Genomic DNA, 20,603 nt, shown 5'->3' with positions numbered 1-20,603 from the left:
TACCGAATGTTCTTCGAGATACTCCGCTTTGAATTGCGCCAGCAGCTGAAGGCACCGTTGTTCTGGATCATCGCGGTGGTGTTCGGTGCGCTCGCCTTCACCCTGGTCAGCACCGATGCGGTGGTCGCCGGCGGCGCCAGCGGCAACGTGCTGCGCAATGCGCCACTGGTGATCGTGCGGCTGCTCACCGTGCTGACCCTGCTCAGCACGTTCCTGGTCACCGTGTTCGTGGCCGGTGCCGCCCTGCGCGATTTCGACCATCGCACCGCCGAGCTGTTCTTCAGCACGCCGATCAGCCGCACCAGCTACCTCGGCGGACGCTTTGCGGCCGGTTACCTGGCGGCGCTGGCGGTGATGCTGGCCTGTGCCCTCGGCATCGCCATCGGCGGCATGATGCCGTGGATCGACGCCGCGCGGCTGGGGCCGTCAAGCTGGCATGGCTATGCGTGGGCGTTCGGCGTGATGGTGGTGCCGGACATGCTGTTCATCGCCGCGCTGCTGTTCCTGATCGCATCCACCACGCGCTCGTTGCTGGCCACCTACATCGGCCTGATCGCCTACTTCGCGTTGAATCTGATCGTCGGCCTGCTCTCCCGCGACGTCAACAACCATTTCCTCGCGGCCATGCTCGATCCATTCGGCGGGCGCACCGTCGGCCTGGTCACGCGCTACTGGTCGGCCTACCAGTCCAACCACGAGCTGCCCGCGCTGACCGGCGTGCTGCTGTTCAACCGGCTGCTGTGGCTGGGCGTGAGCCTGGCCCTGCTGGGCGCCAGCGCCGCGTTGTTTCGCCCGAACCGGGAGGGCCTGCAACTGCCGCGGCGCAAGAAGCGCTCGGAGCCGCCGATGATGCGGCCTGGCGCGAGCCATGCCACGCTGAGCTTGCCCACGGTGCGGCTGACCGACGACTTTCGCGCCCACTTGCTGCAGTTGCGCGCGCAGTTCGCCTTCGACACGCTCGGCGTGCTGCGCGGCGCTCCGTTCCTGATCATGCTGGCGCTGGGCCTGACCAACCTGGTTGCCTCGCTGTTCCTCGCCGGGAAGATCTACGGCACCGCGACCTGGCCGGTCACCCACCAGGTGCTGGAGATGTTGCAGGGCGCATTCCAGTGGCTGCTGTTCATCATCATCACGTTCTATGCCGGCGAGCTGGTGTGGCGCGAGCGCAGCCAGCGCTCGGCCGAGGTCAGCGACGCGTTTCCGCTGCCCGACTGGATCCCGCTGACCGCCAAGCTCGGTGCGCTGCTGGCGGTGATCGGCACATTCCTGCTGGTCGGCGCCGTGGTCGGCATCGGCTGGCAACTCGGTCATGGCTACACGCACATCGAGCCGGGTCTGTACCTGTCGACGCTGGCGCTGAACGCGATCCCGTTCGTGCTGCTGGCGGTGCTGGCGCTGTTCCTGCAGGTGCTGTCGAACAACAAGTTCCTCGGCTACCTGCTGACCATCCTGTGGTTCGTCGCCCAGCTCGGTTTCGGCCTGCTGCACTGGGAGCAGAACCTGTACAACTACGGCAACGCGCCCGGCGTGCCGTATTCGGACATGAACGGCTTCGGCCATTACCTCGGCGCCGCACTGTGGTTCGACTTCTACTGGGCGAGCTGCGCCGCCGCCTTGCTGGTGCTGGCCGCGCTGTTCTGGGTACGCGGCACCGGCCAGGCGTGGCCCGACCGGCTGCGCGAGGCGCGGGCGCGGCTGCATGACCCGGCGAAGCTCGTGCTGGCACTGGCCCTGCTCGCGTTCATCGGCAGCGGCATCTGGATCTACTACAACACCAACGTGCTCAACCATTTCCAGAACAGCACGGCGAAGCTGCGCCAGCGCGCGGACTACGAGAAGAAATACGCGAAGTACAAGGATCTGCCGCAACCGCGGATCACTTCGGTGCAGGCGGATGTGGACATCCATCCGTACCGGCGCAGGCTCGACATCCGTGGCCACTACACGCTGGTGAACAAGCACAGTGCGCCGATCAGCGAGCTGTACGTCAACTTCACCGACGGTTTCACGGTCAAGTCGCTGAACTTCGCACCGCACGACACGGTCAGCGCGGACAAGGCGCTGGGCTTCACCATCTACCGGCTGAAGACGCCGCTGGCGCCGGGTGCGTCGATGGCTTTCGACTTCAGCCTGGAATACGCGCCCAGGGGCTTCACCAACAGTCCGCAAGGCCAGTTCCTGGCGCACAACGGCACGTTCTTCAACAACCAGGTGATGCCGCAGTTCGGCTACCAGAGCCAGGTGCAGATCACCGACCGCAACGACCGGCGTAAATACGGCCTCAAGGGCGACGTGCCGCGGATGCCGGAGCTCGGTGACGAGAAGGCGCGTGCCAACACCTACATCAGCAACGACGCGGACTGGATCAGCTTCGACACCACCGTGTCCACCGCCGCCGACCAGATCGCGGTGGCACCGGGCTATCTGCAGAAGGAATGGACGGCGCATGGCCGGCATTACTTCCACTACACGATGGACAAGCCGATGCTGCCGTTCTTCTCCTGGCTGTCCGCCCGCTACGCGGTGAAGCAGGTCGAGTGGAAGGGCGTGCAGATCGGCGTCTACTACAACCCCGCGCATGCCTGGAACGTGGACCGGATGATCCAGGCGGTTAAGGATTCGCTGGACTATTACGACGCGAACTACACGCCGTACCAGTTCCGCCAGCTGCGCATCCTGGAGTTTCCGAACTATGCCGGCTTCGCGCAGTCGTTCGCGAACACCGTGCCGTTCTCCGAATCGATCGGCTTCATTGCCGACCTGCGCGATACCTCGAAGATCGACTACGTCTATTACGTCACCGCCCACGAAGTCGCGCATCAATGGTGGGCGCATCGGGTGATCGGCGCCAACATGCAGGGCTCGACCATGCTCAGCGAGTCGCTGGCGCAGTACTCGGCGCTGATGGTGATGAAGCACAAGTACGGCGCCGGGCAGATGCACAAATTCCTGAAATACGAACTGGACAGCTACCTGGCCGGGCGCGCCACGGAAAAGCTGGCCGAGGAGCCGCTGGCCCGGGTGGAGAACCAGCAATACATCCACTACCGCAAGGGCTCGCTGGTGTTCTACGCCCTGCAGGACTACCTCGGCGAGGACGTGGTCGACCGCGTGCTGAAACAGTTCCTGATCGACAAGGGCTTTCAGCAGCCGCCCTACACCACCTCGAGGGAATTCCTGGACGCGCTCGGCGGCGCCATCGATCCGAAATGGAAGAGCCTGCTCGACGACCTGTTCTGGAAGATCACCCTGTTCGACAACCGCGTCATCGACGCCACCGCGAAGAAACTGCCCGACGGCAAGTACGAAGTCACCCTGAAAGTGCATGCCAGCAAGGTCTACGTCGACGGTACCGGCAAGGAGACCACCGGCAGGCCGGACGTCCCGATCGAGATCGGCGTGTTCGCCGCCTCGCCGGGAGCCGGCAAGGACGGCAAGCCGCTGTACCTGCACAAACGCATGCTGCCCGATGGCGACAGCACGCTCACGGTCACCGTCGACGGCCTGCCCGCGCTGGCCGGCATCGACCCCTACAACGAGCTGATCGACAAGGTGTCCAGCGACAACCGGCGCACGGTGACCGTGGAATGATCCCGGTATGGCAGCGGCGGAATTGCCCGTCGCTGCCGTGTCCGGTCAGTCCTTTCGCGCCGGCGAACCTGCCGGCAGGCTGCCCTGCACCACCGTGAGCTCGCGCTGCGGAAACGGGATGCTGATGCCGGCCGCGTCGTAGTGCTCCTTGATCGCCCGCAGCAGGTCGGTCTTGGTGGCCCAGAAATCTTCCGGCCGGGTCCAGGCCCGCACGATCAGGTCCACCGAACTCTCGCCCAGCGCGGACGTCCACACGCCCGGCGCGGGATCCTCGAGGATGCGCTCGTCCTGCTCGAAGAGCTGCTTGATCTCGGCCATCGCGGCACCGATGTCGTCCTTGTAGCCGATGCCCACGGTGAGCTCGAACCGGCGCGTGCCCCGGCGGTTGTAGTTGATGATGGCGTCGCTGCCGACCTTGCCGTTCGGCATGATCGCCTCGCGACCGTCCGGCAGCGACAGCAGGGTATGCATCAGGTTGATGCTCTCCACGGTGCCCTCGACGCCGCCGGCGGTGACGAAGTCGCCGACCCGGAACGGCCGGAAAATGACCAGCAGCACACCCCAGGCCATGTTGCTCAGCGTTCCCTGCAAGGCCAGCCCGATCGCCAGCCCCGCCGTGCCGAGTGCCGCGACCATCGGCGCCGAAGGCACACCCAGCACGCCCAGTGCGGTCACCACCAGCAGGGCGACCAGCACGCCGTAGGTGAGATTGCGCACGAAGCCGCTGAGGGTGGTATCCAGCCTGGCCCGCCCCAGCGCGCGCTGGGTGAAGTTCGCCATCCGGCGCGCGATCCACATGCCCACCAGCAGCACCAGCAGCGCACCGATCAGGCGCAACCCGATCTGCACCGCCTGATCGGTATAGCCGGAAATCCCGTGGGTCGCCGCGACGGCGGCGGCCGCCTTGATCGGGCTATCGAGCATGGCCTTGCCTCGTGTCAAGAAAATCGAGGGTCAGCCTAGCAGCGTGCCCGTGAAAATATCTCCCGGGGCCGCGGCAACCGATCAGGACAAGCGGCAGTCGCCGGGCGATGGCACCGCCGCAACCGGCTCAGCGACCAGCCCCGGCCAGGGCTGCCTCGTCCTTGCGGGCGCTCGTGCGGCTCAGCAACTGCAGGCGCGAACCGTCGCCGAGCCGGAACTGCCACTGCTGCTGCAGCTGTTCCAGTTCACTCAGGCGGGGACATAGCGCCTGGGCACGCTGGCCGAGTCGGTCCGCGCGTGCATCGACCTCCTGTTCGATCGTCTTCTCCAGCGAGTCGGCGCGTGCCTGCAAGGCCGCCACCCGGGCGTCGTCGCCGCTGAGCGCGGCGCTTACCGCGCTGGCGGTGATCGTGCCGACCATCTCGGAGACGCCGCTCTCGACGCCGTCCTCGATCGTGTCCGCGATGTCGCTCTGCTTCCACACGCCGCTGCCGATGCCGTCGTCGACCTGGCGCAGTGCCGCCGCATGCCTGCGATTGAGCCGCTGCAGCAACTTGTCGCGCTGCTCGCCATTCGCGGCGAACGTCGTGGCCACCATGGTCATCGCGGAAAAGCCGATATCCAGCCCTTCCCGCACGATCCCCGCCACCGCCGGAAGCAACTGGCGAACGTCGCCCTCGTATTGGCGCAGGCGATCGGCATCCGCGGCGGACAGGGCCACTGGCCGGCCATCCACGCGCAGCCGCCCGTCATGCATGAAGACGCTGGCCGCCGGCCGGCCCTGGCGATCGAACGCGATGCCGTCCGCAGTGACCCGTATGTCGTAGTCCGTGGTGTAGCCGCAGTGGTCGTTGTCGAAGTGCAGGTCATGCGCCTGCGTCTGCGCAGCGGAGGCCAGGCCGAGGGCCAGCGCGAGCAGCGGGAGTATCTTGCCCATGAGCGTATCCCCGTGAGGGCGGCCGGTACCCGATGACCGGACCGTACGACCACGATGTACCGGTGCGAGCGCTGCGGCATGGGCCAGCCGTCATGCCCTGTCATCAGTCACGGATGCCGCGGGATCAGAGCCGCTCGTCCTCGATGTCGGTGACCCGGCCATCCACCAGCGTCACCACGGTGACGTGGTCGCCACGCCGGTACCGCCATCGTTCGCCGCCCGGGTTCCGCTCCAGCACGCGCACGCCGCCGCGACGGCTGCCGTGGCTGTTGCGAGAGCTGTGCTTGTGCGACTTCGAGGACGGCTTGCCCAGCAACTCGGTGACGCGCTCGCGGCTGTCGCCGGCGGTAAGCACCTGGTTGCCCACGCGCAAGGTGCTGGAGGCCTGCCCGGCGGCACTGAAGACGAACAAGGCAACAACGAGACACATGCGCATGACCTGCTCCCTGGTCGGTGATGAATCGGCTATCCATTGCGCCGCATCGGCCGGTTCAGAACCCCGCGCCGGGCTGGGCCAGGTAGTGGATTTCTTCCGGCGTACTGAGCCGAGCCAATGCAGCATTGCGATGCGGAAAGCGGCCGAAGCGCGCGATCACCTCGCGATGTCGCCGAGCATAGTCCAGGAAGTCCGCAAACTGCGCGCGCTGTTCCGGCGGCACTTCCACGCCCAACGCCTCGAACAGTTCGACGGAACGCTGCTGCAGCGCCATGTCTTCGGCATGTTCCAGCGGCAGGTAGGCGAATACGCGCTGCAACGGCAGCAGTTGCCGGTCATGCCCGCGGGCAAGACCTGACAAGGCGACACGTTGCGCCTTGACGTCGGCGGCCCAGGCACCGGCGTCGCCACGGTACAGATTGCGCGGGAATTGATCGAGCAGGATCAGCAACGCCAGCCACCCTTCCGCTGTGGCCATCCATTCGTCCAGCTGTCCGCTCGCGGCCGCTTTCACCGCCGTGCCGAAGCGCTCGCGGATCTGCGCATCGAAGTCCGCATCCGCAACAAACCAGTTTCCCGCATGCGCTTCGTCGAACCAGAAATCCACAACCTCTTGCGCGGACGCTGCCATCGCGACTCCTTCAGTGTGCGCTGCCGACCAGACTGTGCATGTCCAGCTGGATGCCGCGCAAGCGCGGCAACTGCCGGCACAGGCCCGGCACCGAACCGGGCGGCAGCGCGGCGATGGTCTGCTCGAACGCCTGCAGCAGGGCACTTTCCTGATGTGCCAGTGCGTGGATCCAGGCCGTGTCCGGTCGACTGGCAAGGCGTACCAGCCATCCGGTCAGCCGCCGTCGGATGGCGCCATGCCAACTGCCGTGTGCCTTCGGGCTGCCGCCATCGGCGCGCAGCTGCGCCTGCAGTTCGGCGATCAGCAGACCCAGCGTCTGCGCATTGTCATTCAGCACCACGCGCAGCCCCGGCTCGCACGCCGATGCCGCCTGCCGATACAGCAGCCGCAGGTCGATGCCACGCCGGATCAGGGCATTGCAGGCGCCATGCGGAGTGCGCGGCGGCATGAGCGCTTTTTTCCGGGTCGGGGACTGATTCACCGGGCCATCGTCGCCCCCGGCCACTTAGCGCAGCATTAACCCCTCGCCGAATAGCGCAAGCCAGTCAGCTGGCAGTGGGCCACCCCGGCTCTCACTGGCCGATCTGCAACAGATCCAGTGGCTGTCCGTTGCTGCCACGCACGCCCTGCTGCAATTCGGCGAGGCGCCGGATCGAGGGACACAACGCCTCGATCTGGGGGCGCAGCGCCTGCATGCGCTGCTGCAGCCGCGGCTGCAGTTCGGTCGCCAGCGAGGTGGCGCGGTCGCGCAGACTGCCGGCAGTCTGCATATCCCCGCTCAAGGCCGCGCTGATCGCCTGCTGGCCGAGATCCGCCGCCAGCAGGGGCAGCAGGTCCGCCGCCATCCGGTTCATGCTCTGGTCCGCGGCCTCACCCTGCCAGTCGTGGGTACTGCGGCTGATCGCGATGCGTCGCTTGAGCTCGCTCGCGTCCGCACTCAGGCGGCGATCGAACTCGGCGCGGGTATCGGCACCCAGGCCCATGCCATCGGCTTCGGCGCGAATGGCCCGCACCGCCATGTCCACGCCGTTCAGGGCCACCGAACGCACCCGCGGTGCCAGCGCGCGCAATGCACGCTCGAACAGCACCATTCGATCCTGGTCCTCGGCATTCAGAGACACGGCCGCACCATCGGTACGCAGCGCGCCGTGCTGGATATCGACATGGAAAGGCGCCGGCGCGGCGCGGTCGAACAGCACGCTGTCCGTCTTCAGGGTGACGTCATAGCTGCTGCTGGCATGGCAGGTAGCGGCCAGATCCTGCGCCTGCAGCGGCGATCCGGCGAACAGGAAAAGGAGGATGGCAAGCGAACGGTAGAGACGCATCGGCAGTTTTTTCCGGGGACAAGGCCTACCAGCGATAGCTGCTGTCCTGCCAACCTCGGCTGAATGTGCTGGCGCGTGCAGGCGAAACGTCGCCCGAACAGGATGATGGCACTATGCAACAGAGCAGGCTCAGTTCAGGCGCCATTGAGTGAGGTGGTCATCTGCAGGCCCCGGCCAACCTGGGAGATGCTACCCGCGGGAATGGCATCGGCACTGCCCCCTACGCCAGGCTCCTCCATCATCCAAGCGGGCGTATTCTGCGGCCCCGGCACATAAGCATGCCAGGCGCCATACTTCGCGACCGGAACCGGCTTACCCCACTCACTCAAACTGAACTCGACCGGTACCCTGATCACCCAGGAGGGCGCCGCAGCATCGCGTCCCGAGGTTGGCGGGTTGTACGTCCATTTCCGTGCTGCGCGCAACGCCGCATCGGCAAGCACGGTTCGCCACCGCTTCATCTCTGTATCGTTGGCAACAACGTCCAGGTTGACCTGTTCCGCCGCAGCATCCACCACCATTCCCTGCCGGTTCACCCTCAGCACCAGATAGACCGTACCGGAAACGCGCGCTTCCACGGCAAACGGCGGGTAGTTGGGTGGCCGCCGCTGCCTGGCAGTGACGGTTTCCCTGCCGGGATCACCGCTCGATGATGGCTGGCTGAAATAACTGCTGCCGATGCCCAGCGAGTACTTGCCGTCACCCAACGGCTTTGCCACGATGCGCAGGTTCATGGCCGCCTTGGCGAACACCGGCCGACCATCGAGAACGACCGGCACGAACCGCCACGTCGGCACGCTGCGCTTGATCAGACCGATGACCGGCGACGGCAGCTGTTCGGGCTGGTCAACGACATAGCTTTTGACACTGCCGTCCGGCGCCACCGTGATCGAGCCGGTGACCAGCATGCTCGCCTGCACCCGCTTGCGCACTGCGGCTGGCCCGGCAGCCAACGCCATACCGGTCAGCATCATGCACGACAAAACCAGCCATCCACGTTTCATTCCCCAGCCCCCGAGGTAAACCCGAAGCGAGTCTAGCGCCGGTTGGCTCCGTTGCACCGATCGTGCGCAGTTCAGCGCCGCCGCCGGAATTGCGCGCGCACCGCCGGCCGGCCCAGCTGCCAGGCCAGCCACAGCAGCAGCGGTATCCCCAACGCTTTCAGCGCCAGCCCGATCTGCCAGGTGCGTTGCGCCCGCGCGATCATCCACAGCGCGATCGGGCCCAGTTGAGGTTGTGCCTGGGCGTGTTGTCGGGCGATCTCGAAATCGCCCCAGTGCTGCAGCATCAGCACGCCGCTGGCCAGCGCCCACAGCGCCAGCAGCACGGCCAGCAGCTGCATCGTGGAGCGCGCCCACCCCTGCCGCAGGATGCAACCGGCGCTCACCACGATCACCAGCAGGGCTGCCAGCAGATAGGCGTACTCGGCGTGCTGCAGATACTGCACGAAGCCCAGGCCTGCGATCAGCAGCAGCACCCACGGACCGATCGCCCATGGCGCAAACCGCCGTGCCGCCGCCGTGTCGGTGCGTATCGCCAACGGCATCAGGGTGTGGCCTTCAGCGTGGCGAGGTCACTCAGCACCTGGGCCGAGTTCTTCTCCGGGTCGACATCCACGTAGACCTTGGCGATCCTGCCCCGGGGGTCGATCAGGAAGGTGGTGCGCCTGGCGTAGTGCATGCCCATGTGCGAGGTCAGCACACCGTAGCGGGTCGCCACCGTGCGGCCGGTGTCGGACAGCAGCGGGAACGGGACGTGGTATTTCGCGGCAAAATCGGCGTGCGACTTCACGTCATCGAGGCTCACCCCGACCACGTCGGCACCGGCCTTGCGCAGTTTGGCGATGTCGTCGCGGAACGTGCATACCTCGGTGGTGCAACCGGGGGTGAAATCCTTCGGGTAGAAGTACATCACCAGCCAGTGACCGTGGAAATCGGCGGGTGTGCGCCAATGCCCGTTCTGGTCCTGCAAGCGGAACGTCGGTGCGGCGTCGCCCGGTTGCGGGCTGGCAGCAGATGCCGGGGCGGTCAACGCGCACAACAGGGTCAACACGAGCAGACAGGCAAGGCGACGCATGAGGAATTCTCCTACCGGGAAAGGGCGCGGTGCAGCGATCGCCGCAGTCTACCCGCAACCACGAAAGAAGGGCGCCCGGGGGCGCCCTTCTTCTTGTCGCCTTCGGTGACTATCAGAGCTTGCTGATGGTGAACTTGCCGGCCGAAATGCCCAGGTTGACGCCTTCGCCCGTGCCGGCGATCGCCAGCGACACGGTGCCCTTGGTCATGACCTGCGCGGTGGAACTCTTGACCACGCCCGCCTCGGCGCCGGCCTGTGCATAGTCGCCATAGACATCGGCGATGCTGTGCACGTGGCTGATTTCGCCCTTGCCGTGGTCGATGTGGTACTTGCCGGCGGTGAGGCCACCACCGACCACCGTGATCTTCACGCGTGCGGTCTGACCGTTGTTGCAGGTCACCGTGCCGGTGCCTTCGGCATGCTTGTAGATCAACGACCAACCGGACAGGTTGAAGCTGAGGTCACATTCCACCGACGCTTCGGCAGCCTGTGCATTGCTGGTCGGCAGCACGGTCATCGCTCCAGCACAGGCCATCACCAGGGCAGCCATTCCAAAAGTACGCTTGATCATCGGTTCTCTCCTTGTCACATGCAGGATGGGATTGATTGCCGCCGCAGCATCGGCGATGCCCCTCGAAAGGTCGGCAGGTCGCTGCGTTGGTGTTGGAATCGTGTGCACTGCAGCGTGATAGAGACGTGCACAAGGATGACTGTCCGTTCAGGCAGCCCGCCTTGATGCCGCAATAACGGGGTGCCGCGCAGACTGTCCCTGACCGGCGAGACCGGGTCGCTGCAGCATGCCGCGGGTTGTGGCGAGACCGAAACACTGCATAGACTCGACAAGGCTCCGAGGCCGGATCGCAGGATGGAAAAGCATGGTCAAGTACTCACTCGTGGGATATGACGGCTCGGATGCTTCCCGCCGAGCATTCCAGTTCGCGATCGATCTGGCCCGCTGCGGCGGCGGCCGGGTCCGCGTGGTGTCGGTGCTGCAGGTCACCGAGGGCGGCGCCGACGTTTGCGCCCTGATGATGGCGGACTCCGGCACCCGGCGGGCGCAGGAGCTGCTGGCCGAACTGACCGCGATCGTGCCGGACGCAGCCAGCCTGGTCGATGTCGAATTGACCCATGGCAGCCCCGGCGACGTGCTGCTGAGCCAGGTCGAACAACACGGCATCGATCACATCGCGATCGGCCATACCGAACGGGGTGCGCTGGCACGCTGGCTGCTCGGCTCGGTGTCCGGCAACGTGCTTGCGCGCGCCCACGTTCCGGTGACGGTGGTTCGCTGAAAACGGCGCCACCCTGAACGGCAAGTCGGTTGGCGTTAATCCGTGGCCCGGCCAAGGCCTTATCCTGTGCCATCTTCCGGTCACGTGAGTGACCTCGCAGCAGCCTTGTCGGCTGCCTTGCCGCACGGGAAATTCGCTTGAGTCATGGCACCGACCTACCCTGGACGCTGGACAGTCTGGACTTCGACCGGATCGACATCGCACGCGTGCGTCACAACGAGGATCTGTTCTTCCTGCTGTGCAGCGCGTCTTTCGTCGAGAGTGGTTCCGACCTGTATGCGCGCAACCTGATCGATCATTTCGCCGGCGACCAGGAGCTGCAGACCTGGCTCAGCCAGCACTGGGAACACGAGGAACTGCAGCATGGCCGCGCACTGGCCGCCTACGTCGGCAAGGTCTGGCCGGAGTTCGACTGGAACAAGGGCTTCCAGGCGTTCTGGAATGCATACGGCGCGGTCTGCACCACCGGACAGCTCGAGGCCAATCGCGGGCTGGAGCTGGCCGCACGCTGCGTGGTGGAAACCGGCACGGCCAGCCTCTATCGCGCCCTGCACGAGATCACCGACGAACCCGTGCTGAAGCAGCTGACCAACCATATCAAGGGCGACGAAGTACGCCACTACAAGCACTTCTACCAGCACTTCCGGCAGTATCGGGAACGCGAGGGCTTCGGTCGCTACAAGGTCTTTCGCGCGATCCTGCGGCGGGTCAACGAGGTCAAGGGCGAGGACAGCGACATCGCACTGCGCCAAGTGTTCAACCAGTGCTATCCACAGCACCTGGGCAACGAGCAGGAGTTCCGCCGCATCAGCGACCGGACGCAGGGCCTGCTGCGCCGGCACATGCCGGCGGCCATGACGGTGAAGATGCTGCTCAAGCCACTGGACCTGCCGGCGGGACTGCAAGCCGCGCTGGAAAGGCCACTGGCCCGGATTACCGCGAAGCTGTTCCTGCACTGACGCCCCGATCGCAGACCGGTGGGGCCGGAAGCTGTTCCGGCCGCCTTCGTGGGCACCATGGCCGCGGCCCGCTACCGCGGTCGGCGCCGGCAGTTCACTGCGCGCCGGCGGCGGAACGCGGCTCCGTTTCGATCTTGCGCTGCTGCGCCTGGGTGGCCTTCAGGCGCTTCACGTCGATCGGGCGGATCTGCGTGATCGTGCAGGGAAGATTGCGTCGCCCAGTCAGCACCTTGTCGAAGCCGACGCTGACCTCGCCCAGGTTCGAGGTCAGCCCGATCGCGTTGGTGTAGTCCAGATCGAGGCAGCCGCCGGCATCGAGCAGGAACGCCTGCTGCGGCCGGGTGTAGACCACCAGCTGATCCCGGCCCAGCGGCTCCCACGACCACAGCGAATGATAGAAACGGAAGCTGTGCACCGGCGCACCGGCCGCTGCCGCGTAGGCGGCCTGGCGCTCGGCGAGCCGCTGCGAATACGGCACGCTGGAGCAGGCAGCAAGCCCGAGGCTGGCCGCCAGGAGACCCAGCACGAATATTCTCGACATGACCTGATCCTGCTTGGGGAACCCATGACTAGATACCACGCCGCGCCCGCGAAGTTCATCGCCGCCGGCCGGGCCGGCGCAAACCCGTTTCCCGAAAAACACGACGGACAGCCAGCACCACCGTTTCTCGGCGGAGCAAGCGCGCTCCCGACGCTACTTCCTGCCGCCCTTGCCCAGGGGCTGCCATTTGGCCGGATCGAAACCCGCCACCTCGTAAACCAGGGTTTCCTTCTTCTCGCCGTCGGCCAGCGTTACCTGCATGCTGAGCTTCGCACTCTTCTGCAACAGGGCGAGGAAGGCCTTGTCGTCGCGGATCATCAACGCAGGCTCGCCGGTGGAGGGCGCAAACGCCTTGATCCGCACCGGCTTGCCGTCGGCCGTGGCGACAACGGTGCAGTTGCCGCGGCAGACAAACCCGGGCTTGCTGCCGTACAGGAACACGCTCTGGCCCCAGCTGGTATGCCGACGCAGCACCAGCTGCACCCGCTCGCCGCCGGACGGCTCGCTGTTGTAGATGGCGGCAGTGGACTGCGTGCCGCCGGCCATCGGCGCCACCTGGTAGACCCACAGGGCCGCCAGGCGGTTCTTCTCGTGGTTCTCGGTGTAGCGCTTTTCGATCGCCGGCAGGGTCTTCTGTACTTCCTTCGCCGCAGCACTGTTCGGGAAGCGGCTGACGATGTCCTTGCCCATCGTCACCACCATCTCGTCGTTGCCGATGCGCAGCAGTTGCCGATAGGTGTCCAGGTTGCGCGCTGCCGCGGCCGCGTCGGCTTGTGCCTGCTGCTGCGCGGGCGTCGGCGCGGGCGCGCTCGCCTGTTGCGAACAGCCGGCCAGCAACAGGCCCGCGCACAGCGCGGTCGCGTAGTAACGATGGATAGCGGAATTCATCAGTGGCACACCGATCGGAAACGGGGCTGTAGCTTGGAACGAGCGACCCGCATGGCGCAACCGGCGCGGCTCAGTCCACCGACCCGAAGCGCTCGCGCAAGGCCGCCCGGTAGCGCCGGCTGCACGGAATGCTGGCGCCGTCGCGCAATTGCAGGCGGGCGTCGCCGGTCTCCAGCGGTTCGATCGCGGCGAGGCAATCGAGGTTGACGAAGTAGCTGCGATGCACCCGCACGAAGCGCGCCGGATCCAGCCGCCCCTCGATGCCCGCCATGGTGGCGCGCAAGGGATAGTCACGGCCGTGCAGATGCAGGTTCACGTAGTTGCCCGAGGCCTGCAGCCACTCGATCTCGCGCGCGTTGAGCAGGAATTCGCGACCCAGCTTGCGTACCAGGAATCGTTCGGGGCGCTCCAGCGGCTCGGCCGGCGCGCCTTCATCCGGCGCGGCCAGCAGGCGCGCCTCGCCCTGCAGCCGCAGCAGCCATAACCGGTACAGGGTCAGGACGGTGATGATCGAGAAATAGGTCCGTACGTCCTTGAGGTACTCGTAGCCGGCATTGATCCACCACGGGCCGAAATCGTAGTGCAGTCCCGCCACGGCATAGGCCAGTTTGCGCAACGCGATCATGCCGCCCACGTGGAGCAGGCTGAACGGCACGCTGGCCAGCAGGTGCCATGGCAGGCTGCGCGACCACGTATCGAAACGGATCGGCCAGCGCCGCTCGGCGGCGATCGCGGCCGGCAGCAGGGCCAGCAGCGCCAGTGCGCTGCTCCACTCCCACGACCACGGCTGCCACGCCGGAACCCCGGCATGATCGATCGTCGAGGTGACGCTGTTGAATGTGGCGTTCAGCGTGAGCAACAGCAGCCAGAAGCCGATTTCGACCGGTCGTTGCCAGCGCTGGAAGTCGCGGTAATCGAAAGCGGCAGGATTCGTCATGCCGGGGATTCTACGGCCTGCACCGCCGATCGCCCGACGCCCCACCCCCACGGGCTCGCGCGGGCTCAGCTTTCGCCGGCCATGCCCGAATCCAGATGTTCGACCCGCAGGACCTGGTCCAGCCATATCCGGCGACGCCACTCCGGCACGTCGGGGCGCTGCAGCTGCACCACGGCATTGATGCCTTCGTGCTCGTCGGCATCACGGAACACCTGCACGGTCGGTCGCGCGCTGACCACGCCATCGCAACTGCTGCCGTCCTTCATCAGCAGCACCACGTGGCCCTGGGCCGGCAATTCGTCGACCAGCAACTCGAGTTGCCGGATGCTGGCTTCGTCGGTGTATACGCGCTGCGCCTGTCTGCCCATGAGCTTCGCCCTCAACGGAACGGTGCCTGGTGACCCTTGGCCGGAAGATGGCAAGAACATGTCAATTCGCCTGTCTGCCAGCTAAACGGTCGCCCGCGGCCCACGGCACTTTGCCGGATGCGGCGCCGGTTCGATAATGGCCTCCCCGCAAGGACACCCGATGCCATCGCCCACCACGCCCCCGGCGGATTCGCTGCTGCAACACCGCGCGTTTGTCGCATTCTGGCTGGCCCGGATCGCCTCCAGCTTCGGCTTCCAGATGCTGTCGGTCGCGGTGGGCTGGCAGATCTATTCGATCACCGGCCGCGCGCTCGATCTGGGCCTGATCGGACTGGTCCAGTTCATCCCCTCGCTGCTGCTGGCCTTGCCGGCCGGCCACGTGGCCGACCAGTTCGAGCGGCGCCGCATCGTGCTGTTCGGGCAGATCGTCGAATGGATCGCGATTGCCCTGCTGGCGGGCCTGAGCCTGCGCCACGGCATCCATGAAGTCGGCATCCTGGCGCTGGTGTTCGCGATCGGCGTGGCCAAGGCGTTCGAGTTTCCCGCGCTGCAGTCGATGCTGCCCGCGCTGGTGCCGGCGCAGATCCTGCCGCGGGCGATGGCGGTGAACGCCTCGGCCGGACAGGCCGCCATGATCATGGGCCCGGCGCTGGGCGGCTTGCTGTATGTCGCCGGGCCGGGCGTGGTCTATGCGGTGGCCGCCGCGCTGTATCTGGTCTCGGTGATCCTGCTGAGCCGGCTGCGCCATGAACAGGCGCCGCCACGACGCGAGCCGGCCACGCTGAAGACCGTGTTCGCCGGCGTGCATTTCATCCGGCACCGACCGGACGTGCTGGGGGTGATCTCGCTGGACCTGTTCGCCGTGCTGCTGGGCGGTGCCACTGCGCTGCTGCCGATCTTCGCCCGGGACATCCTGCACACCGGGCCGTGGGGCCTGGGCCTGCTGCGCGCGGCGCCGGCCGTGGGTGCGCTGCTGATGTCGCTGTGGCTGGCGCGGCACAACATGCAGCGGCGGGTGGGCCCGATCATGTTCGCGTCGGTGGCGGGCTTCGGCGTGGCCACGCTGGTCTTCGCGCTGTCGACCACGTTGTGGCTGTCGCTGGCCGCACTGTTCGCACTGGGCGCGTTCGACATGGTCAGCATGGTGATCCGCGGCGCGCTGGTGCAGCTGGATACGCCGGACGACATGCGCGGCCGGGTCAGCGCGGTCAACGCGATCTTCATCAACACCTCCAACCAGCTCGGCGAATTCGAGTCCGGCATGCTGGCCGCGTGGCTGGGCGCAGTCGGCGCCACCGTGATCGGCGGTGTCGGCACGCTGCTGGTGGTGGGCCTGTGGATGGCGATGTTTCCCGGCCTGCGGCGGCGCCAGCAGTTGCATGTCGAGGCCAGTGGCCCGGGCGAGCCGGTACCGGATATTCTCTAGGCTGCACACCTCTTCACAGCATGCGGAGTCCTGCCGTGATCACCCAGTCGCCAAGCGAGTTTCTAGAGGCCTATGTCGCACTGGCGCCACATCCCGCTGCCGCGGCGACGGCGCGCGCGGCGTTTCTGGTGGCGCCGGCCGAGTTCGCCCTGGCGGCCGAGTCGGCACGGGACAACCGCTACATGGACACCAGCCTCGCGGTCGACCCGCTGAAGGCGCTGGCGCAGCACGGCGCCCTGGCGCAGGCCTTGCGGGCCGACTGCCCGATCATCACGTTTCCCGGCGATCCGGCCACGCCGGATGCCATTTTCCCCAACAACGTGTTCGCCACCGCACCGGGGCGGCTGATCATCGGCCGCATGCGGCATGCGGTGCGCCAGCGCGAGGCCGAACGCACCGACATCCGTGCGTTCTTCGGCGACCTGCTGGGCTACGACGAGATCGACCTGTCCGCTTGCACCGACCTGGTCGCCGAGCTGACCGGTTCGCTGATCATCGACCGCGTGCGGGGCGTCGGCTATTGCGGCCTCAGCGAGCGTTGCGACATGGCCGGCGCACGCGCGATGCACCAGGCATTCGGGCTGCGCCTCACGTTCTGCTTCGAACTGGCCGACTCGGAATACCACACCAACGTGGTGCTGGCCCTGCTGGCCAGTCGCGCGGCGATCATCGCGGTCGACGGCTTTCGTGATCCCGCGGTCGCCGCCGCGATCGCGCAGGCCTACGGCAACCGCGCGATCTGGTTGACGCCCGCCCAGAAACGGGCGTTCGCCGCCAATGCCATCAGCCTGTCCGACCGCAGCGTATGGATGAGTGTCGGCGCCGCCGCCGCACTCACCACCGAGCAGCGCGAGACACTGGCCGATTACGATTTTGCGATCGGCGCGGTGGAACTGGACGAGATCGAGAAGGCCGGCGGCAGCCTGCGCTGCTGTGTCGGCGAGATCTACTGAGTTCGAATCGCAGCCGCCGCCATCGACCTTGCACCCGGCGAATCGCCGTTGCATGCTCGCCCGATGCCGCAGTCAGGTCGCCCTCCACGCATTCCCCCCGGACCGCCGATGCGGTCCTGGCGGTTGCCGCTCGCCGTCATCGCACTGCTCGGTCAGGGTGTCGTGGCTGCCCCGGCCGCCGCGGCCGGCGCCCATGGACGCACCTGGGCAAACCCGGTCGATATCGACTACCGCTACAACTACGAGCAGATGAACGACGGCGTCTCGTACCGCACCGGTGCCGACCCGGCGATCGTGCGCTTCGGCGATGCCTGGTACCTGTTCCAGACGCTGGCCGATGGTTACTGGCGCTCGACCGACCTGCTGCACTGGCAGTTCGTGAAACCGGATCGCTGGCCGTTCGACGGCCCGGTCGCACCGGCCACCCTGGTGGCCGACGGCAAATTGTTCCTGATGCAGTCGGCGATGCAGCCGGTGCCACTGCTGTATTCCACCGACCCCGCCCACGGCCACTGGAAGTTCTGGACCCGCATGCTGCCGCCGGTACCCGGCGCCACCTGGGTCGGTCACGAGAGCGAGATGAAGCCCGGTGACCTGCCGCCCGGGCCGTGGGATCCGGGCCTGTTCCGCGACGAGGACGGCAAGACCTACCTGTACTGGGACTCCTCCAACATCTTTCCGCTGTACGGCGCGCAGATCGACCTGGCGCTTGACCACGCCAGCGAAGGCGAAGGCAAGCGCGTCTCGTTCGTCAGCAAGCCGCAGGCCCTGCTGCGCCTGCATCCGGAGGAGCACGGCTGGGAGCGCTTCGGCCAGGACCATACCGACAACACCGTCGCGCCATACGTCGAGGGCGCCTGGATGAACCGGCACGGCAACCGCTACTACCTGCAGTACGCCGCGCCGGGCACCGAGTACAACGTCTACGCCACCGGCGTCTACACCAGCGACAAGCCGCTCGGCCCGTTCCATTACGCGCCGTACAACCCGATCGGCTACAAGCCCGGCGGTTTCGTGGTCGGTGCCGGCCATGGCTCCACCTTCGAGGACGCCTACGGCAACAGCTGGAACACCGGCACCATGTGGGTCGGGGTGAACTGGAAGTTCGAGCGGCGCATCGACCTGTTCCCGGCCGGCTTCCATGCGGACGGCCAGATGTGGGTCGACACCCGCTTCGGCGACTTCCCCCAGCGCATGCCCGAGCACAAGCTCAAACCCGGCGAGAGCACCTTCACCGGCTGGATGCTGCTGTCCTGGCACAAGCAGGCCAGCGCCTCGTCGCAGTTGCCCGGTCACGGCCCGGCCGAGGTCACCGACGAAAACCCTCGCACTTACTGGGTCGCCGCGTCGAGCGCGCCGGGGCAGACGCTGACCGTCGATCTGGGCGGCGAGCGCACCGTGCGCGCCGTGCAGGTGAACTACACCGACTACAAGGCCGGCCGCTACGGCGACGCACCGGACATCATCACGCGGTTCAAGCTGGAAGGCTCCAGCGACGGCTCGCACTGGAGCACGCTCGCCGACCTTTCGCACGAGCAGCGCGATCGCCCCAACGCCTACGTGGAACTGGACCGGCCCGCCCGCATTCGCTATGTGCGCTATGTGCATGTGCACGTCGGCGCAAGGCACCTGGCGATTTCCGACCTGCGTGTCTTCGGCAACGCGGACGGCGACCCGCCTCCGGCGCCCGAACTGGTTTCCGCCACCCGTGATGCCGATACGCGCAATGCCGACATCGTCTGGAAGCCGGTGCCGGGTGCCGTCGGCTACAACGTGCGCTGGGGACTCGCCGCAGATCGCCTGCACGAAACCTGGCAGCGCTTCGCCGACCAGCCGACGCAGCTCCGGCTGCGTGCCCTCAACAAGGGCGTGCGCTACGTGGTGGCGGTCGAAGCCTTCGACGAAGCCGGTGTATCGGTGCTCTCGCGGACGGCCACGCTCGATCCATAGTCAGCGCCTCATGCAACCCGTCGGGAAACGTGCGCACGGTGTCGTTGCCGGTCGGCGCCCGATCCCCCATGCTGGCAGCTCTTCAATGGAGAGCTGCCCCGATGTCCGTGCCGCCAGCCATGCCCGTCGCCCGCTCCAGTTTCATCAACGTGCTGGGATGGATCTTCATCTGCCTCGCCGGTTTCACCACGCTGATCGGGCTGCTGCAGAACCTGATGCTCCAGCTGGTATTTCTGCCCACCATGCAACAGCCACTCGCTACCCAGCCCTTGCCGCCGGACATGCCGGCGCCGACGGGCTGGATGCTGGCCCACATGGTCTGGTTCTTCCGCGGATTCCTGCTGCTGTCCATCATCACCCTGACCGCCGCCATCGGGCTGTTGCGTCGGCGCGAATGGGCTCGCCGCCTGTTCATCGGCCTGATGGCTTTTGCCATCGCCTACCAGTTGTTCGGCCTGGTCTTCCAGTGGTGGTTCATGGGATCGATGCAACGGGTCATGGCCTTGCCGGCCAACGCGCCAGCCCAATTCGCCAGTGGCATGCATGGGTTCATGCTGGCGATGCAGGTCTTCGGCGCGATCATGGCGATCGGTTTCAGCGTGCTGTTCGGCTGGATCATCAAGCGGCTGCGCAGCGCGCCGATCCGGCGCGAATTCCATCCCGCCCGCACACCGTCCACCGTTTCCGGTGCTCCCGAATGATCACCCTCCACCATCTGAACAACTCGCGTTCGCAGCGCGTCCTGTGGCTGCTCGAGGAACTGGGCGTGCCGTACGAGATCAGGCGCTACCAGCGCGATCCGAGGACCATGCTGGCGCCGCCGGAGCTGCGCGCGATCCATCCGCTGGGCAAGTCGCCGGTGATCACCGATGGCGAACTGACCGTGGCCGAGTCCGGCGCGATCATCGAATACCTCGCCGGGCGTTACGGCGAGGCCCGCCTGCTGCCGCCCGCCGGCACGCCCGAACGACTGCGCTGCACCTACTGGCTGCATTACGCCGAGGGTTCGGCCATGCCGCCGCTGCTGCTGAAACTGGTGTTCCGCCGGGTCAGGACGGCGCCCGCGCCGTTCTTCGTCAGACCGGTCGCCCGCAGCATCGCGGACAAGGTCGAGCGCAGTTTCATCGACCCCCAGCTGAAGCTGCACCTGGACTATCTGGAAGGCGAGCTGGGCAGCGGCGACTGGTTTGTCGGCGATGCCTTCAGCGCCGCCGACATCCAGCTCAGCTTTCCGCTGGAGGCATTCGTGGCCCGCGGCGGCCTGGGCGGCGACTATCCGCGGCTGGCGGCGTTCCTGCAGCGTATCCATGCCCGGCCGGCGTATCAAAGGGCGCTGGAACGCGGCGGCGAGTACCGGCTCGGCGGCTGA

Annotated in this window: 22 protein-coding genes; 8 read left to right on the top strand and 14 right to left on the bottom strand. The window is 66.6% G+C overall.

The features are described 5' to 3' along the window. The first annotated feature begins 6 nt into the window (after positions 1-6). Positions 7-3,591, top strand: coding sequence for an ABC transporter permease/M1 family aminopeptidase (locus ACFPPA_RS01915; RefSeq protein ID WP_377316740.1), 3,585 nt, complete (start codon positions 7-9; stop codon positions 3,589-3,591). A gap of 45 nt (positions 3,592-3,636) precedes the next feature. Here the strand turns inward: ACFPPA_RS01915 and ACFPPA_RS01910 are convergent, their stop codons facing one another. From ACFPPA_RS01910 to ACFPPA_RS01865, 10 genes are all read right to left on the bottom strand, one after another. After that, entirely contained in the window at positions 3,637-4,515 is an 879-nt protein-coding gene (locus ACFPPA_RS01910) for a mechanosensitive ion channel family protein (protein ID WP_377316738.1), read from the bottom strand. A 127-nt stretch (positions 4,516-4,642) separates the two neighbouring features. After that, complete coding sequence (locus ACFPPA_RS01905) at positions 4,643-5,452, bottom strand: DUF2884 family protein (RefSeq protein WP_377316736.1); 810 nt, start codon at positions 5,450-5,452, stop codon at positions 4,643-4,645. 124 nt (positions 5,453-5,576) lie between these two features. Continuing rightward, positions 5,577-5,888 (bottom strand): DUF2845 domain-containing protein, encoded by a 312-nt coding sequence (locus tag ACFPPA_RS01900; RefSeq protein WP_377316734.1) that lies wholly within the window; start codon positions 5,886-5,888, stop codon positions 5,577-5,579. 55 nt (positions 5,889-5,943) lie between these two features. Next, entirely contained in the window at positions 5,944-6,519 is a 576-nt protein-coding gene (locus ACFPPA_RS01895; protein ID WP_377316732.1) for a DUF924 family protein, read from the bottom strand. A gap of 10 nt (positions 6,520-6,529) precedes the next feature. Next, a complete protein-coding gene (locus ACFPPA_RS01890; RefSeq protein ID WP_377316730.1) occupies positions 6,530-6,967 on the bottom strand; it encodes a DUF2383 domain-containing protein in 438 nt (145 codons plus the stop codon). Between the two features lie 124 nt (positions 6,968-7,091). After that, complete coding sequence (locus ACFPPA_RS01885; RefSeq protein ID WP_377316728.1) at positions 7,092-7,844, bottom strand: DUF2884 family protein; 753 nt, start codon at positions 7,842-7,844, stop codon at positions 7,092-7,094. Positions 7,845-7,978: 134 nt separating this feature from the next. Then, on the bottom strand, positions 7,979-8,818 hold the full coding sequence (locus ACFPPA_RS01880; protein ID WP_377316726.1) for an energy transducer TonB: 840 nt from the start codon (positions 8,816-8,818) through the stop codon (positions 7,979-7,981). Positions 8,819-8,919: 101 nt separating this feature from the next. Next, the gene (locus ACFPPA_RS01875; RefSeq protein WP_377316724.1) at positions 8,920-9,390 is read right to left on the bottom strand and encodes a hypothetical protein; all 471 of its coding nucleotides are present in this window, start codon (positions 9,388-9,390) and stop codon (positions 8,920-8,922) included. Further along, positions 9,390-9,920 (bottom strand): peroxiredoxin, encoded by a 531-nt coding sequence (locus tag ACFPPA_RS01870; protein WP_377316722.1) that lies wholly within the window; start codon positions 9,918-9,920, stop codon positions 9,390-9,392. The genes ACFPPA_RS01875 and ACFPPA_RS01870 overlap by 1 nt, the downstream gene beginning before the upstream one ends. Before the next feature lie 112 nt (positions 9,921-10,032). Continuing rightward, a complete protein-coding gene (locus ACFPPA_RS01865; RefSeq protein ID WP_377316720.1) occupies positions 10,033-10,491 on the bottom strand; it encodes a hypothetical protein in 459 nt (152 codons plus the stop codon). Positions 10,492-10,795: 304 nt separating this feature from the next. Here ACFPPA_RS01865 and ACFPPA_RS01860 point away from each other — a divergent pair, with 304 nt between their 5' ends. Both ACFPPA_RS01860 and ACFPPA_RS01855 read left to right on the top strand, forming a co-directional pair. Beyond that, positions 10,796-11,212 carry a universal stress protein gene (locus ACFPPA_RS01860; protein WP_377316718.1) on the top strand — a complete coding sequence of 139 codons (417 nt, stop codon included), beginning with the start codon at positions 10,796-10,798 and terminating at the stop codon, positions 11,210-11,212. A 137-nt stretch (positions 11,213-11,349) separates the two neighbouring features. Further along, entirely contained in the window at positions 11,350-12,171 is an 822-nt protein-coding gene (locus ACFPPA_RS01855) for a ferritin-like domain-containing protein (protein ID WP_377316716.1), read from the top strand. A 94-nt stretch (positions 12,172-12,265) separates the two neighbouring features. Here ACFPPA_RS01855 and ACFPPA_RS01850 read toward each other — a convergent pair whose 3' ends face one another. From ACFPPA_RS01850 to ACFPPA_RS01835, 4 genes are all read right to left on the bottom strand, one after another. After that, on the bottom strand, positions 12,266-12,712 hold the full coding sequence (locus ACFPPA_RS01850) for a DUF6491 family protein (protein ID WP_377316714.1): 447 nt from the start codon (positions 12,710-12,712) through the stop codon (positions 12,266-12,268). 153 nt (positions 12,713-12,865) lie between these two features. Then, positions 12,866-13,600 carry a hypothetical protein gene (locus ACFPPA_RS01845; RefSeq protein ID WP_377316712.1) on the bottom strand — a complete coding sequence of 245 codons (735 nt, stop codon included), beginning with the start codon at positions 13,598-13,600 and terminating at the stop codon, positions 12,866-12,868. Between the two features lie 70 nt (positions 13,601-13,670). Next, a complete protein-coding gene (locus ACFPPA_RS01840) occupies positions 13,671-14,537 on the bottom strand; it encodes a LytTR family DNA-binding domain-containing protein (RefSeq protein ID WP_377316710.1) in 867 nt (288 codons plus the stop codon). 65 nt (positions 14,538-14,602) lie between these two features. Further along, positions 14,603-14,905 carry a DUF3247 family protein gene (locus ACFPPA_RS01835; protein WP_377316708.1) on the bottom strand — a complete coding sequence of 101 codons (303 nt, stop codon included), beginning with the start codon at positions 14,903-14,905 and terminating at the stop codon, positions 14,603-14,605. A 160-nt stretch (positions 14,906-15,065) separates the two neighbouring features. Between ACFPPA_RS01835 and ACFPPA_RS01830 the strand changes: the two genes are divergently transcribed. The 5 genes from ACFPPA_RS01830 (at position 15,066) to ACFPPA_RS01810 (ending at position 20,603) form a co-directional block, all read left to right on the top strand. Further along, entirely contained in the window at positions 15,066-16,331 is a 1,266-nt protein-coding gene (locus ACFPPA_RS01830) for an MFS transporter (RefSeq protein ID WP_377316706.1), read from the top strand. Positions 16,332-16,366: 35 nt separating this feature from the next. After that, positions 16,367-17,284, top strand: a complete 918-nt coding sequence (locus tag ACFPPA_RS01825; RefSeq protein ID WP_377316704.1) for an arginine deiminase-related protein — start codon at positions 16,367-16,369, stop codon at positions 17,282-17,284. 108 nt (positions 17,285-17,392) lie between these two features. Continuing rightward, on the top strand, positions 17,393-19,234 hold the full coding sequence (locus ACFPPA_RS01820) for a family 43 glycosylhydrolase (protein WP_377316702.1): 1,842 nt from the start codon (positions 17,393-17,395) through the stop codon (positions 19,232-19,234). A gap of 101 nt (positions 19,235-19,335) precedes the next feature. Further along, positions 19,336-19,935, top strand: a complete 600-nt coding sequence (locus ACFPPA_RS01815) for a hypothetical protein (protein WP_377316700.1) — start codon at positions 19,336-19,338, stop codon at positions 19,933-19,935. Further along, positions 19,932-20,603: a glutathione S-transferase family protein gene (locus ACFPPA_RS01810; protein WP_377316698.1), complete on the top strand. Its 672-nt coding sequence runs from the start codon at positions 19,932-19,934 to the stop codon at positions 20,601-20,603. Before ACFPPA_RS01815 ends, ACFPPA_RS01810 begins: the two co-directional genes overlap by 4 nt.

The sequence above is a fragment of the Rhodanobacter ginsengisoli genome, assembly GCF_042657065.1.
GTDB lineage: Bacteria > Pseudomonadota > Gammaproteobacteria > Xanthomonadales > Rhodanobacteraceae > Rhodanobacter > Rhodanobacter ginsengisoli.
The sequence above is the reverse complement of the archived record's forward strand: the minus strand, read 5'-3'. Positions and strand labels throughout refer to the sequence as shown.